Here is a 14,737-nt window from a genome sequence, read left to right as displayed (position 1 = left end):
TATTTGCAATGGATAATGGCGTCGGGGTGATGCGGATGCGCAACGGGTATCTGGCTGGGCTGTTCTGCGCTTTGGCTTTGGGCTTGGGCGGGTGCTCGTCGCTGGGCTTCGGCCCCTCGGTCAAATTGCAGGCGGCCACGCTGGACGTGGTCAGCATGGCCAACGACGACACGCCGCTGGCGGTGGACTTCGTCGCCGCCAAGGACCCGGAGCTGTACAAGCTGCTGCTGGGGCTGCCGGCGGCCAAGTGGTTTGAGCAGCGCGAGCAGCTGCTGCGCGACTACCCGGCGGATCTCAAGGTATGGGAGCTGGAGCTGGTGCCGGGCCAGCATCTGGAAACCGAGGACGTGCCGATACGGGGCGAATCCGCGGCCGGCCTGCTGGTGTACGCCAGCTACGCCGGACCGGGCATGCACCGGCTGAGCCTGGACGCGCGCAAGAAGGTCTGGCTGCGCTTTGAAAGCAAGAATATGCGGCTGATGGAGCCGTAGCGGGGGGAGAGCGGTTTGAAAGCAGTGCCACAGGCGGTGTGTTGGTACGAGGGGATGCAGTTGCTGCCCCAGCATTTTCAATGGCAGGCGCTGAGGGCGGACGGGGTGTCCGCGGCGCTGGCGGCGGCGGCCCAGCCGCTGTATTGGGGCGTGCTGGAGCTGGAGCTGGACGAGGCGGCGCTGGCCGGCGGCGTGGCGCGGGTGTCCGCGCTGGAGGCGGTGCTGCCGGACGGCTTGCCGCTGCGCTTCGACGCCGGCGACGGCGCGGCGCTCAGCTGCGACGTGACGGCCGCCGCGGCGGAGGCGCCGGGCCGCACGGTGACGGTTTACCTGGCTTTGCCGCCCCTGTGGCGCGCCGGCCGGCTGGACCCGGCCGCCGGGCGTTTCCGCTCGGAAAACAGCGAGGCGGTGCCGGATTTGAGCAGCGGGGAGAACCCGGCCAGCCTGACGCTGTGGCGGCCGGACATCCGCCTGGTCACCGAGGCCGAACGCGCCGACATGATCTGCCTGCCGCTGTTGCGCATCGCCCAGCAGGGCGGCGGCTTTGCCCGCCGCGCCTACGCGCCGCCGTCGCCGCGGCTGCTGCCGGACAGCCTGCTGGGGCGCAAGGTGGCGGCGCTGTGCGCCAAGGCGCGCGAAAAATGCGTCTTCCTCAGCGGACGTCTGCGCCAGGCCAAGGAGGCCGGCAAGGACGACGATATCGACGAAATCCGCCGCCAGCTGGCGGCGCTGTGGGCGCGGCTGCCGGAGACGGAAGCCGCGCTGGGCAGCCGCGCCGCCCATCCGGCCGCCCTGTTCGGCCTGCTGGCCGGCATGGCCGGCTCGCTGACCGCGCTGGACCCGGGCGCCGGCGCGCCGGTGTTCCCGGCCTTCAATTACCAGGAACTGCTGGCCAGCTACGAGCCGCTGCTGAACTGGCTGTCCGCCGCGCTGGACCGGGTGCGCGCCGGTTACCGCAGCCTGCCGTTCAACCGCGACGAAGAAGGTTTCTGGATCGTATTGCCGGAGGCCGCGCGCGACAGCGGGCGCTTGATCGTGGGCCTGCGCATGCCCGGCGGCGCGCCGGATTCCGCCGCCCAGCAATGGCTGGGCCAGGCCATCATCGCCTCCGAATCCCATGTGGCCACGCTGGCGCGCCAGCGCATGCGCGGCTTGTCCTTCCAGCCGCTGGACCGCGCCGAACAAGTGGCTTACAGCGTGGGCGACGACACCCGGCTGTTCGCCGTGCTGGCCAACGGCGATTGGCTGCAAGCGGATCAGCCGCTGAGGATGACGCTGCCGGCCGGCGGCGCGGCGCTGGAGCCGTGGGAGGCGCTGCTCTTCGTCGCGGACCCGCGTGAGGACGCCGATGGAGAACGCCATGCTGGATAGCGCGCTGTCCCAGCCGCTGGGGGCGCTGGCGCAAGCGCCGCTGAGCGCCACTTTCGAAGACGCTTACGCCGAATGGCTGCAAGTGTTCCGGGAACTGGCCGGCGGCGGCCACAAGGCCGAAACCGCCGCCGAACTGGCGGCCGAGCAGGGCGGGCTGCTGGCGCGGCGCTTGAGCCGCGCCGCCGGCGCGCGCGTGGGCGCGGCCGGGCAGAGCCAGATCGAGGCCTTGCAGTATCTGTTCGTCGCGCTGATAGACGAGCGGCTGTTGTTCGACGACTGGCCGGGGCAGAGCCTGTGGCAGGCCACGCCGCTGGAGCAGCGGCTGTTCGGCAGCCGCGCCGCCGGCGACAAGGTGCCGGCGCTGATCGAACGGGTCTTGCGCGAGCGCGATCCGGCCGGGCGCGATCTGGCCAATGTCTGCCTGCAAACGCTGACCCTGGGTTTCTACGGCCGGCTGCGCGGGCCGGGCGGGCTGGCCCAGCACGAGGAATGGCGGCGCGAGCTGTTCGCCTTCGCCTACCAGCGCGACGCCGACATCCGCAGCCTGGCGCCGGCGCTGGAGCGCAGCAGCAATGTGCCGCCGTTGCGGCTGACGGTGCGGCGCATGCTGCCGGACGGCTTCCGGCTGGCCGTGGGCGTGGCCGCCATCCTGGTGGGCATGTCGGTGGTGGGGCACGCCTTCTGGCACGACATCGTGTCGCGGGTGGAGCCCATGCTGTACCGCGGGGCGGACGGGGACGGGCAGAGCAAATGACGATACAGACCCTAGCCGGCATTGTGCTGCTGGCCCTGTTGATCCTGCTGGCGCTGGCGGCGCTGATCTGGTGGCTGCGGCGCGAGGCCGATCCGGCGCGGCGCAGCTTCCGCGGCTCGGTGCGCCGCTTCGAGCGCGAGATCGGCGCGGAAGACCGCTACCAGACCCCCTGGGTGCTGGCGGTGGGCGACCGGGTGCGCAATGTGGAGGCCTTGTGCGCCTCGCTGCAGCTGAAGAGCGAGGGCGAGGCCAATTGGTTCGGCCGCTGGTGGTACGGCGGGGACGGCGCGGTGCTGGTGATTCCGGACGATATGTTCAGCCATCCGGAAGGCGCGCTGGCGCCGCTGTCGGCCTGGCGGCGGCTCTTGGGCGTGCTCTTGCGCAGCCGCGCCGCGCGGCCGCTGGACGCGCTGATCTGGACCGTGTCCGCCGGCCAGCTGTGGAGCGAGCACCTGGCGGTCAGCGCCGGCCTGGCCGCGGCCAAGAAGTTTTCCGATCTGCAAAGACGGCTGGGCCTGAGCCTGCCCATCTATCTGGTGGTGACCGAGACCGAGCAGGCGCCGGGCTTCCTGGAGCTGGCGCAGGCGCTGCCGCGCGAAGCGCGCGACGCGATGCTGGGCTGGTCCTCGCCCTACGCCGCCAGCGCCGCCTATCAATCCGACTGGATAGAACAGGCCTTGACGCGGCTGCGGCTGACCCTGAGCGAAACCATAGCCGAATTCGGCGCCCTGCAAGGCGGCGTGTCCACGGATCTGTACCTGCTGCCGCGCAGCTTCGAGGCGGTGCGCGCCAATCTGCAGGCGCTGTGCGATCCGGTGTTCCGCGGCAACGCGCTGGGCGAGGCGCCGCAATTGCGCGGCATCTACTTCACCGGCGCCCAGGCCGCGCCGCAGGACGATCTGGAAGAAACCGTCGCGCCGCCGGCGCTGCCCCTGTTCGCCGGCCGGCTGCTGCGCCAGCGGGTGCTGGCGGAGCAGGGCCTGGCCCAGCCGGTGCCGCGCATCCTGCGGCTGCGCCAGCGCTGGCACCGCTGGACCCTGGCCGGCATGGGCTTGTTCGCCGCCCTGTGGCTGGCCGGCATCAGCTGGTACTGGCACGCGGCCACCGACGACGCCGACGCGCTGGGCCGCCAGCTGCGCATTCTGCAACTGGACCGCGGCGGGCCGCGGCCGGAACTGGGCAACGACGCGGCGGCGCGGCAAAGCGTCGCCGCCTTCTGGCGCGCGCTCAAGGACGCGCCCTCGCGCCGTTTCGGCACCTTGCTGCTGCCCACCTCGCTGATGTCCCCGGTGGACGGCCGCATCGACGACACCATCGAATACGCGCTGCGCCGCTCGGTGATGCTGCCCTTGCAACAGCGGCTGCTGCGCGACGCCGAACAAGTGCGGCGCTTGGGCGAGGCCGGCGCGGACAGCGTCAGCGACGACACCGCCGCGCCGGAGAAATGGCCGGCCTATCTGCTGGCGCGGCAACTGGCCGGCGACGCGGTCAAGCTGGAACAGCGCGTCAACCAGTTCAACCACGCGGTGCGCGACGGCAACACCACGCTGGACGAGGCGGCGGAGCTGGCCAACGGCCTGTTCGGCCTCAGCCTGCGCGCGCCGCAGAACGCCCAGCGCGACAATCTGCGCCGCATCCTGCTGTCCAGCGATCAACTGGTGGCCGCGCCGATCGACCTCTCCAAGATCCGGCCGCAGGTGGGCGAACACTTCAGCGGCCTGATGCAAGCCTGGCTCGGCCAGCTCTACACCAATCAGACCTTCGACCTCACCGCCCAGCAATTGCAGAAACAGCTGCTGATGCTGGAGTCCGGCCAAGGCAACTCCTTGCCGGAACTGGACAGCGTGGCCGGCCACATCGGCCTGCTGCAAAGCCTGGTCAACGCCACCAACAGCGCCTGGAGCCGCGCCGCCGGCCAGGACCTGGTGCCCGGCTACAGCGCGATGCTGGACGGCGCGCGCCGCTCCAGCCTGATAGGGCGGGACGCGGTGGCGCGGGTGGTGGACCATTCCGCGGTGGCGCGCCAGGAATTCCGCAAGCGCTGGCTGGGCGGCGTGGGCGCCAGTTCGGCGCTGCTGGCGCAAGGGCCGTCCGGCGGCCTGGAGCTGCAGGACCAGGTGCTCAAGCTGAACGTGACCCTGGCCTCGCTGCTGAAACAGGATTTCGTCGCCAGCGCGCGGGCGCAGGGGGAGGGCGGCCCGACGGCGGGCGGGCTGGCGAATATGGACGCCGACGCCATGACGGCGGCGCTGCGTCATTACGACGGCTACCAGAAATACCTGGCCGGCAGCGCCGGCCAGATGCCGCCGGCCTACCGCAAGGGCCTGGAGCGCGCCTTGCAGGACAGCGCGGCGCGGGCGATGTGGGCCGCCCTGAGCAGCCGCCGCGCCGAGCCGTCGGTTGGCCTGAACGGCGGTTCCATCGACGAGGGCAACGCCTTCGACGCCCAGGCCAAGGCCGCCACCCCGGTGCTGGCGGCGCTGGACGAACTGGCCCAGCCCGCCTTCCGCGACAGCGTGCTGCGCGAGATGGACCGGCGCGCGCTGCAATCCTTGCGCCACGCGGAGCGCAGCCTGCAAGGGCTGGGCTTGTACCAGCCGCTGCAGGGCAGCTTCCGCTGGTGGGACGGCTCGCGCAACGCCGGCGCCCGCGCCTTCCGCGCCGGCGGCGCGCGCGAGCTGCAGCAATACCTGGGCGCGCAGCTGGAGCTGGTGGGCAATCTGACCCAGGCCCAGGCGCCGGCGCTGAGCTGGCTGGCCTCGCACAAATCCTCGTTGCCGGTCAGCGACCAGCAATTGCAGCAACGCTGGCAAAGCGCCGCCGTCGAACTGCGCCACTACAAGGAAAAGGCCGCCAACAGCGCGCCGGCGGTGCTGGAAACCATGATCGTCAAGGATTTCAACGAGATGGACGTGGGCAATTGCCGCGCGGTGCTGGACCAGGTGGAGCTGCCGGCCGCCGGCAACGTCTTCTCCGACCGCGCCCAGACCCTGGTCAGCCTGGCCAGCGACCGCTGCGGCGCGCTGCGCACCCAGGCCGGCGCCGCCGCCTACCAGAAGCTGAGCGCCTTCTTCAATCAATACCTGGCCAACCGCTTCCCCTTCGCCGCCAAGCTGGCGGCGCCGGACGCCGCGCCGGAGCGGGTGGCGGAATTCATGCGCCTGATGGACGACAGCGGCGGGCTGGCGGCCGCCGGCCTGCAGGACCTCAAGTCCGGCCAGGCCCAGGCGGCGCGGCGCTTCCTGGACGCGGCCAAGGCGGCGCGCGCCTGGCTGGGGCCGATGTTCGCCCGCGAGGGCGGCGGGCCGTGGCAGGGCGTGGACGTGGAAGTGCGCTGGCGCACCGACCGCGAACACGAACAGGCGGCGGACCAGGTGATCGAATGGACGCTGGCCAGCGGCGGCCAGCGCCTGCGCTACCCCGGCGGCGACGGCCAGCGCCTGCACTGGAACATCGGCCAGCCGGTGACGGCGACCCTGCGCTGGGCCAAGGAATCGCAGCAGGCGCCGGTGGAGGATTCGACGCAAAGCGGGCTGACCGTGTTCGACCGGCTGGCCAGCTGGAACTACGGCGGACAATGGGGCTTGCTGCGCTTATTGCGCGAGAACAATTCGCCGCTGCGCACCAATAGCGTGGAAGGCGTCAACGACGTGGGCCTGATGCTGGCGCTGCCGGTGCGCAACCCGGCCTTGCTGGGCAACGGCGACGCGCAGATGTTTTTGCGGCTGACCTTGCAGGCGCCGGGCGGCAAGAGCGGTCTGGCCGTGGCCAGCCTGCCGTACGCCGCGCCGCCGTCGCCGTTCCGCGCGGCCGCCAATCCGCGGCTGGCCGCGATAGAGGGCAGCTGATGCGCGCTTTGAACACCTTGAGGAAACGGCCATGAGCGCCATGTCGCGTCTGGAAACCCTGTTGCAACCCATCGCCGCGGACAATCCCGGCGGCGAGCCGCTGCGCTACGCGCCGGAATACGACCAACTGCGCGAACTGCGGCGCGAGGACGATCCCAGCCTACCCGCCGGCATCTGGGAAAGCGATTTGAAACGCGCGGACTGGTCCGGCGTGGAGCGCCTCGCCTCCGCGCTGCTGGCCGAGCGCAGCAAGGATTTGATGGTGGCCGGCTGGCTGGGGGAATCCTGGCTGCACCTGCTGGGCCTGCCCGGCCTGGAAGCGGCGCTGGCGTTGAGCGCGCAGTGCTGCGAGCAGTACTGGGACAGCCTGCACCCCTTGCCGCAGCAAGACGATCTGAGTTTTCGCACCGGCCCGCTGGAATGGCTGGCCAAAACCTACGCCGCCACGCTGGCGGCCCAGGTGCCCTTGCTGAACGCGCCGCCGCCGCAGGAGCGGCAGCCGCTGACCCTGCGGCAGTGGCAGGACCTCAACCGCCGGCTGCTGGCCGGCGGCGACGAGGGCAAGCTGGAGCGCGAACAGGCGCGCCACGAGCAGCAGAAGCTGAACGACTGGGTGCGCGCGCTGCCGCCGGCCGCGCTGGAGGAGAGCCGCGGCGCGCTGGCGCGCAGCCGGCAATGGCTGGCGCGGCTGCAGACCTGGTGCGACGAACGCATGGGCGCGGACGCACCGTCCTACGCTCCCTTGAGCCAGACGCTGGAGCAGGCGGCGCAAGCCTTGCAGGAGCTGGCCGTCCTGCATCCCGGCCCGCCGCCGGAGCCGGAAGCCGCCGCCGTCGACCAGGGCGAAACCGCCGCGCCGCCGGCCCTGGCCGAAGCCGGCCACGGCGCGCCGCCGCCGGCGTCCGCGCCCGTTTTCGCCCAGCGCGAGCCGCAGGGGCGGGAGGACGCTTACCGCCAGTTGCGCGGCATCGCCGATTATCTGGCGCGCACCGAGCCGCACAGCCCGGTGCCCTATCTGATCTACCGCGCGGTGGAGTGGGGGGAGAAGCCTTTGCGGGAGCTGCTGGCGGAGCTGATAGACAGCGACGCCGAGGCGCGGCGGCTGTGGTCCCTGCTGGGGGTGTTGCCTTAGAACCTGTTTACGATCTGCTGCGCGTCGGGAATACGGTGTTGAGAACAAGCTCAACATGCTCATTGCCTCTTGTACACTTCGCTTTTTCGCTTGTTTTCGCCTTATCTCGCCCTTGTGCGCGAGGCTTTGAGCAGGCGTTTAAAAACGGGGCTTGAGGCGGAGAAGCCGCCTCCCGCTTGACGGGCATTCAGTGAAGGACGGCCAGATGGCGAATGTGGAGTGGAAGGGGCTGATCATCCGCCGCGCGAGCGCGGCCGACGCGCTCGCGGTATTGAAAATTTTCGATGAAATCATCGCCTGGTTCGTCGCCATGGGCAACGCGGAGCAATGGGGAAGCGAGCCGTGGTCAAGCCAGCCGCGACAAGTGGCGCGGGTGGTCGAGGCGTGCTCGCTGCCGGGAGCGTGGGTGGCGGAGGAGGAAGGCGGCGCCGTGTTGGCCGCCCTGGTGCTGGGGGAGGCCATGCCCTATGCGCCGGCCGCGACGGAGCCCGAAATCTACGTGCGCTTGCTGGTCGCCTCCCGCCGCTCCGGCGCGCGGGGCGTCGGCCGGCGTTTGATGGCTTTCGCGGACGAACAGGCGAGGCTGGCCGGCGTCAAGCGCTTGCGCGTGGATTGCTATGGCGGGGGCACGGGAGCCTTGGCGCGTTTTTACGAGTCCTGCGGTTATGAGCGCATCGCCGCATTCGATGTGGACGGCTGGCCCTGCCAGCTGCTGGAGCGCGTTCACGCTCCCGCGAGCTAGGGCGAGGCCGCTTGGGAAAGCGGCTTGCTCGCATGGCGCGCAGCGGACCGCGAACGGACTCCAAGGCCAGGATGCCTGGCCCGGAAGGACGGCGCGGGCAAGGACTCAGTCCAGCGTGTCCATATAGTCCTTGCCGCGCAGCCGCCCGGTTTGCGCCCAGGGCAGCGGCTGGCCGGCGGCCAGCGGGCGGATCTCCACGCGCATGCTTTCGCGATGGCGGCCGTCCTGCGAACGCGACTCCACCCGCAGCGGCATCGCCCAGCGCGCGCTCCATTGCAATTGCTTGCTGTGGCCCTTGGCGGTTTTGCGATACCAGCGGCTGCCGTCCGCGCCGGGGCTGACGGTGAAGCCTTTCAGTTTTTCAATGTCCACCAGCTGGCTGGCCAGGATCCAGGAGCCGTCGAAGCCCACGTCGCTCCATTCGCGCTGCCCCACTTGCACCAGCAGCCGCTGTTGCGGCAGGGCGAACTCCAGCCGCGGCTGGCCTTTGGCGTCCAGCCAGACGTGGCGGCTGGCGGCGGCGTAGTCGATGTGGTCGTGGCCGTCCTCATGGCCGTGGCCGTCGTCGTGATCGTGGTCGTCGGCGGGGGCGTTCAGCCGTTCGCGCCAGACGTGCTTGCCCTGGCGGGTCAGTTTTTCCCGATAGCGTATGGTTTTTTCCACGCCGTCCTTGCCGATGGTGACGGTTTCATAGCGGATGGTGGCCACCAGATCCGGCGCGGCGGCGCGCAGCGCCGGGGACAGGGCCAGCAGGGCCAGCGGCAGCAGGATTTTCATCGCGGTCTTTCTTCGTGCGTAAAAGTAGGCTTGCCCGTGGGCAAGCCGAATGGGGTGCATCCGGGACGGCCGCGCCGGGCCTGTAGCGGCGCCGGCGCGGGGGTTTAGAGCCTGTTTACGATTTCGCGAGCTAGAGCGAGACAAGGCGAAAACGAGTGAAAAAGCGGAATGTACACGTGGTACATGAGCATTTTGAGCTGGTACTCACCGTGCAACGCTTCACGACGCGCAGCAGATCGTAAACAGGTTCTTACAGGCCCAGCGCGCTTTTCACCAGGCCGAACACCTTGGTGTTGTCCATCACGCCCTTGAAGCCCTTGGAGCCGGCGCCGCCGGACATCAGCATCACGTCGCCGCCGCCGTGGGTTTCGCTGGACAGGCGGATGCCGGTTTCCTGCTGGTAGTCGTCGCCCATCGCGGTGGCGGAGTCCACCGACACGCGGCTGGCCTTGCGGTTGGGGCCGTTGCCGAACACCAGCGCGGTGTAAGTGGCGCCGTCCGCGTCCTTGGATTCCTTGCCGTCGGCGTAGCCGCGCACGATGTCGTGGATGGGGTTGCCGCGCTTGGCGTAGCCGTTGATGGTCATGGTGTGGTCATGGTCCGCGGTGACCACGATCAGGGTGTTGTTCAGGTCCACCTTGGCCAGCGCGGTCTTGATGGCGTTGTCGAAGGCGATGGTGTCTTCCAGCGCGCGCTTGGCGTTGGTGCCGTGCAGCGCGTGGTCGATGCGGCCGCCTTCCACCATCAGCACATAGCCGTTGCCGTTGCGGGACAGGGTGTCGATGGCCTTGGCGGTCATGTCGGCCAGGCTGGGCTGGTTCAGGCTGTTCTTCACCCGGTCCAGCTCATAGTCCATGTGGTCCTTGTTGAAGATGCCCAGCAGTTTGTTGCCGGACTGCGGGTTGAAGGCGGCCAGCTCGCTGCCGCTGCTCACCAGGGTGTAGCCCTTGGCCTGCATTTCGGTCAGCAGATTGCGGCCGTCCGGGCGCTTGCCGCCGGAGGCGGTGGGCAGGAAGAATTTGCCGCCGCCGCCCATCAGCACGTCCAGGCCGGCGCCCAGCTTGGCGTTGTAGCCGACGCCGCCCGGCGCCGCCTGGGCGGCGATGTCGGATTCGGCGTCGCGGTGGCAGACGTGGGAGTAAGTGGCGGCCGGGGTGGCGTGGGTGACGCGGGTGGTGGTCACCGCGCCGATGGCCTTGCCCTTGGCCTTGGCCAGTTCCAGCAGGGTGGTCGCCGGCTGGCCGTTGCCGCTGCCGCAATTGCCGGTGCCGTTGCTATTGGGGTCGATGGCGCGGGTGTCGGCGGACATGGAGATGACTTCGTTGTTCATCTTCACGCCGGTCATATAGGCGGACATGGACGGCGCGCTGTCGGTGGTTTGCGCGTCGTTGGAGAAGGTCTTGACGCGGGCGGTGCGGGACAGCTGTTCCATGTTCAGCTTGCCGGCTTCGCCGTATTTGTAGATGCGCGAGGCGGTGACGGTGGTGGGGCCCATGCCGTCGCCCAGGAAGAAGATCACGTTCTTGGCTTCGCCCGCGGCCTGGGCCGGCAGCGCGTGCAGGGCGGCGGCCAGCGCGGCGACGCTGAGCAGCGGTTTCATCATCGGTTTCATTGCGGTTCTCTTGTATGGGTTTGTGTAGCGTTTGGGGGCGGCGGCTCAGAACCTGTTTACGGTCTGCTGCGCGTCAGCGATACGGCGTTGAAAATGTCTTCAAAATGCTCGTGTACCGTGTGTACACTCCGCTTTTTCAGCCGCTTTCGCCTTGTCTCGCCCTTGCTCGCGAGATCGTAAACAGGGTCTCAGAGCGCGGCCGCTTTCTTCACCAGGCCAAACACGTCGATGTTTTCCAGGAAGCCGTGGAAGGCGTCCGAACCCTGGCCGATGGCGCCGATGTAAACATCGGTGCCGCCGTGGGTTTCGCCGCCGGCCGGCATGCGCACCGCCGCTTCCTGGTGGTAGTCGTTGGCGGACACCACGGCGTCGGTCAGCGCGGCGGCGGCGTTGCGGTTGCCGTTGACGCGGTTTTCGCCGTTGCCGAAACCGATGATGGAATAGGGCATGCCGTCGGCGTCGGTGGCCAGGCTGCCGTTGCTGTAGTTCTTCACCAGGCCCAGCACGCCGGGGTTGCCGGCCGTGGTCTTGCCGGTGCGCTGGGCGTAGCCGTTGAGCACCAGGGTGTGGTCGTGGTCCGCGGTCACCACGATCAGGGTGTTTTTCAGGTCCGGATCGCGCTGTTTCATCGCATCGATGGCGGTCTTGATCGCCTGATCGAAGGCCACGGTGTCCTGCAGCGCTTTCTTGGCGGTGGTTTCATGCAGCGCGTGGTCGATGCGGCCGCCTTCCACCATCAGGAAGAAGCCTTGCTTGTCCTTGCGGTCCGCCAGCATGGAGATGGCCTTGGCGGTCATCTCGGCCAGGCTGGGTTCCTTGGAGGCGTCGCGGTCCAGGTCGTAGCTCATGTGGCTGCTGGTGAATAGGCCCACGGCGCGGGTGGTCTTGGCCGGGTCCAGCGCGTTGAAGCCGGTTTTGTCCGCGGTGTAGCCGTAGCCCTTGGCTTTGAGCTCCGCCACCAGATCGCGGCCGTCGGCGCGCTTGCCGCCGGCGGCCTTGGGCAGGAAGAACTGGCGGCCGCCGCCGAAGACCACATCCACGCCGTCTTGCAGCTTGGCGTTGAACAGCGCGCCGCCCGGCACCAATTGGGCGGCGATGTCGGATTCGGCGTCGCGGTGGCAAACGTGGGAGTAAGTGGCCGCCGGGGTGGCGTGGGTGACGCGGGTGGTGGTGACCACGCCGGTGGCCTTGCCGCCGGCCTTGGCCAGCTCCAGCAGGGTGCTGACCGGCTGGCCGTTGCCGCTGCCGCAGTTGGAGGTGAAGTCCGCGGTGGGGGATTTGGCCTGGGTGTCGGTGGACATGGAGATGACTTCGTTGTTCATCTTCACGCCGGTCATGTAGGCGGACATGGACGGCGCGCTGTCGGTGACTTGGGCGTCGTTGGAGAAGGTTTTGACAAAGCCGCTCTCCGGCAGCGTGTCCATGGTCAGCTCGCCGTCTTCGCCCACGGAGTAGATGCGGGCGGCGGTGGTGGTGTTGATGCCCATGCCGTCGCCCAGGAAGAAGATCACGTTCTTGGCGGCGGGACGGAGGCCCTGGTTGTTGTTGGCGGAGCCGCTGGCGGTGCCGCCGCTGCTGCCGCAGGCGGCCAGGCCGATGGCGGCCGTCACGGCCAGGGTCAGGCTGAGGATGCGCATGATGTTATGTTCCGGGCATGAAAAAAACCGGCACAGCATAGTGGGCGCATGTTTCGGCCAGGAGAGGGTTTGATGAAGATTTTGTTGCGGGGTCAACCGGCGAGGCGGGGCCGGCGTTGGCGGGGCGCGCTTAGAACCTGTTTACGATCTGCTGCGCGTCGTGGAGCCTTACACGGTGAGCACACCTTCGAAATGCTCATGTAGCATTTGTACATTCCGCTTTCTCAGCCGTTTTCGCCTTGTCTCGCTTTAGCTCGCGAGATCGTAAACAGGTTCTTAGCGCCGGTCGGCGCACAGCGGCAGCAGCCGCTGATAGGCGGCGTTGATGTCCTTGCTCTTGCGTTCCGCCAGTTCGCGCAGCTCCAGGCCCAGAGCGCTGACCTTGTCCGGATGGTATTCCGCCATCCGCGCCCGATAAGCGGCTTTCAGTTCTTCCGCGGAGCAGGGCCAGGCGACTTGCAGCACCTGGCAGGCGCGCTCGGTCTCGGAGACGGCGCCGGACGGCGGGGCGTCCGGCCGCGTCGGGCTCAGCGCCCGGCGGATCAGCCAGTAGGCCAGCAGGGCAAACAACAGCAGCGCAATCAATCGCATCGACACGGTTCCTTGGCAGAGGGCCGCCCGCGCTTGCGGACGGAATAGCAATATGGAGCGGCTGGCCGGACGCTGGTTCCCGGCGCGGGGCCGCGGTGGGTGAACTATGCCGCCGGCGGGCGGTCCCACCCGGCCCGGTTATGTTCTTTAATTTAGAGCCGCCTGCCGATCCGGGGAGGAGGCGGCCCGCAAGGAAGCGTATGAGTTCCACCATCCGTCCGGCCGTCCGCGGCGACATCGCCGCGCTGTTCGACATCCGCACCAGCGTCCGGCAAAACCACCTTTCCATCGAGCAACTGGCCGACCTGGGCATCACGCCCGAGACCATCGCCGAAACCATCGCCGCCGCGCCCTGCGCCTGGATCGCGGAGCAGGACGGCCAGCCGGCCGGCTTCGCCATGGCGGACCTGGACGCCGGCGAAGTGTTCGCCTTGTTCATCAAGCCGGCGTTCGAGGGCCTGGGCCTGGGCCGGCAACTGCTGAGCCAGGCCGAGGCCGCGCTGTTTCAACGCCATCCGGTGATCCGGCTGACGACCGACGGCGACGCGGCCATCCGCGCCAACGGCTTTTATCAGCGCCAGGGCTGGCGGCAGGCCGGCCCGGCCGAGGGCGGGGACCTGTTGTACGAAAAGCGGCGCGAGGGCTGAGCGAGGCGCGCCTCCGGCGACGAGACTGAAGAGGCCGGGGGCGTGCCGGATACGCGCGTTCCCGGGCGTCCGGAGGCGCGTGGCGGGCAGGTAAAGAGGGAGCGCTTCTTCTTTAAGCGCATAAGCATAAGCCAATATGCCACTACAGCCGCGCCGGCTTTTATATTATGATGCCGGCTCTGCGTTGTTTGCCGCCCCTGTCCGCATTACCCAGTTCCCTGCTTCATGCCAAGACGCCGCGTTTCGCGCGCCGTCGTCGTCGACTGTTTCCGGGTGGCCGCGCCAAGTCATAGATGATAGCCGTCCTGGAGTTTTGAATGAGTTTCGCCACCTTATTGCTGTACATCGTCGCCGTCAGCGCCGTGATGATCACCCCCGGTCCGTCCATGCTGCTGGCGCTCAACAACGGCGCCAGCCACGGCATGCGCATCGCCAGCTACGGCTTTGCCGGCGCGGTGCTGTCCGATCTGCTGCTGATCGCCGCCGTGGGCTGCGGCCTGGGTGCCTTGCTGCAAGCGTCGGAACAACTGTTTTCCATCGTCAAATGGGGCGGCGCCGCCTATCTGGTCTACCTGGCCTGGATGATGTGGCGCGCGCCCACCCAGGCGCTGGCCGCCAGCGCCCAGAGCGGCGAGGCCAGCGGCCGCGGCACGTTTTTGCGTTCCCTGGTGGTGGGCCTGTCCAACCCCAAGGGCCTGCTGTTCTTCACCGCCTTCCTGCCGCAGTTCATCCGCCAGGATCAGCCGGCGGTGCCGCAATACATGATTCTGGCCGTGGTCACCGCCAGCGTGGACTGCGTGATGATGTTCATCTACGCCTACGGCGGCCGCCACGCGATGCGCACCTTCTCCGCCCGCGTGATGGGCTGGATCAACCGCAGCTGCGCCGGCATGCTGGCGGTGCTGGCCATCGGCCTCAGCCTGTACCGCCGCAGCGATATGAGCTGAGCGCGCCGCTTTGCCGCCACGGAAAACCCGCCGAATCCGGCGGGTTTTTTTATGTGGGCCTATCGCCGGGCGCGACAAAAAGCCGCCCCTGGGGGCGGCAAGAGGACATCGATAGATACAAAGGAGGGGAGGACTTGTTCCTGAACCCTCCGGCCAATATATCCGCCGCCGTGACAGCGGGATGAGGG

12 protein-coding genes are annotated in these 14,737 nt (G+C 68.7%); 8 read left to right on the top strand and 4 right to left on the bottom strand.

Annotated elements, in window-relative coordinates; translation table 11 throughout:
• Positions 1-35: 35 nt before the first annotated feature.
• From AB1Z25_RS14060 to AB1Z25_RS14035, 6 genes are all read left to right on the top strand, one after another.
• Positions 36-491, top strand: coding sequence for a hypothetical protein (locus AB1Z25_RS14060; protein WP_227104085.1), 456 nt, complete (start codon positions 36-38; stop codon positions 489-491).
• A 24-nt stretch (positions 492-515) separates the two neighbouring features.
• Complete coding sequence (tssK, locus tag AB1Z25_RS14055; protein WP_227108596.1) at positions 516-1,862, top strand: type VI secretion system baseplate subunit TssK; 1,347 nt, start codon at positions 516-518, stop codon at positions 1,860-1,862.
• Complete coding sequence (locus tag AB1Z25_RS14050; RefSeq protein WP_486635501.1) at positions 1,852-2,616, top strand: DotU family type IV/VI secretion system protein; 765 nt, start codon at positions 1,852-1,854, stop codon at positions 2,614-2,616. Before tssK ends, AB1Z25_RS14050 begins: the two co-directional genes overlap by 11 nt.
• Positions 2,613-6,464, top strand: a complete 3,852-nt coding sequence (locus AB1Z25_RS14045) for a type VI secretion protein IcmF/TssM N-terminal domain-containing protein (RefSeq protein ID WP_486635500.1) — start codon at positions 2,613-2,615, stop codon at positions 6,462-6,464. The genes AB1Z25_RS14050 and AB1Z25_RS14045 overlap by 4 nt, the downstream gene beginning before the upstream one ends.
• A 31-nt stretch (positions 6,465-6,495) precedes the next feature.
• Positions 6,496-7,596 (top strand): type VI secretion system protein TssA, encoded by a 1,101-nt coding sequence (gene tssA / locus AB1Z25_RS14040; protein WP_486635499.1) that lies wholly within the window; start codon positions 6,496-6,498, stop codon positions 7,594-7,596.
• Between the two features lie 205 nt (positions 7,597-7,801).
• Positions 7,802-8,338 carry a GNAT family N-acetyltransferase gene (locus AB1Z25_RS14035; RefSeq protein WP_486635498.1) on the top strand — a complete coding sequence of 179 codons (537 nt, stop codon included), beginning with the start codon at positions 7,802-7,804 and terminating at the stop codon, positions 8,336-8,338.
• A gap of 105 nt (positions 8,339-8,443) precedes the next feature.
• Here the strand turns inward: AB1Z25_RS14035 and AB1Z25_RS14030 are convergent, their stop codons facing one another.
• The 4 genes from AB1Z25_RS14030 to AB1Z25_RS14015 form a co-directional block, all read right to left on the bottom strand.
• Positions 8,444-9,115, bottom strand: a complete 672-nt coding sequence (locus tag AB1Z25_RS14030; RefSeq protein ID WP_107799783.1) for a hypothetical protein — start codon at positions 9,113-9,115, stop codon at positions 8,444-8,446.
• A 250-nt stretch (positions 9,116-9,365) separates the two neighbouring features.
• Positions 9,366-10,727 (bottom strand): alkaline phosphatase, encoded by a 1,362-nt coding sequence (locus AB1Z25_RS14025; RefSeq protein WP_486635497.1) that lies wholly within the window; start codon positions 10,725-10,727, stop codon positions 9,366-9,368.
• A gap of 188 nt (positions 10,728-10,915) precedes the next feature.
• Complete coding sequence (locus AB1Z25_RS14020; RefSeq protein WP_486635496.1) at positions 10,916-12,364, bottom strand: alkaline phosphatase; 1,449 nt, start codon at positions 12,362-12,364, stop codon at positions 10,916-10,918.
• Positions 12,365-12,640: 276 nt separating this feature from the next.
• Positions 12,641-12,955: a DnaJ domain-containing protein gene (locus AB1Z25_RS14015; protein WP_107799780.1), complete on the bottom strand. Its 315-nt coding sequence runs from the start codon at positions 12,953-12,955 to the stop codon at positions 12,641-12,643.
• Between the two features lie 200 nt (positions 12,956-13,155).
• Between AB1Z25_RS14015 and AB1Z25_RS14010 the strand changes: the two genes are divergently transcribed.
• Together AB1Z25_RS14010 and AB1Z25_RS14005 are read left to right on the top strand one after the other, a co-directional pair.
• The gene (locus tag AB1Z25_RS14010; protein ID WP_486635495.1) at positions 13,156-13,602 is read left to right on the top strand and encodes a GNAT family N-acetyltransferase; all 447 of its coding nucleotides are present in this window, start codon (positions 13,156-13,158) and stop codon (positions 13,600-13,602) included.
• Positions 13,603-13,919: 317 nt separating this feature from the next.
• Entirely contained in the window at positions 13,920-14,549 is a 630-nt protein-coding gene (locus AB1Z25_RS14005; protein ID WP_107799778.1) for a LysE family translocator, read from the top strand.
• The last annotated feature ends 188 nt before the right edge of the window (positions 14,550-14,737 follow it).

The sequence above is a fragment of the Chromobacterium sp. HL1 genome, assembly GCF_057418835.1.
This window is presented reverse-complemented; position numbering and strand designations above follow the sequence as displayed.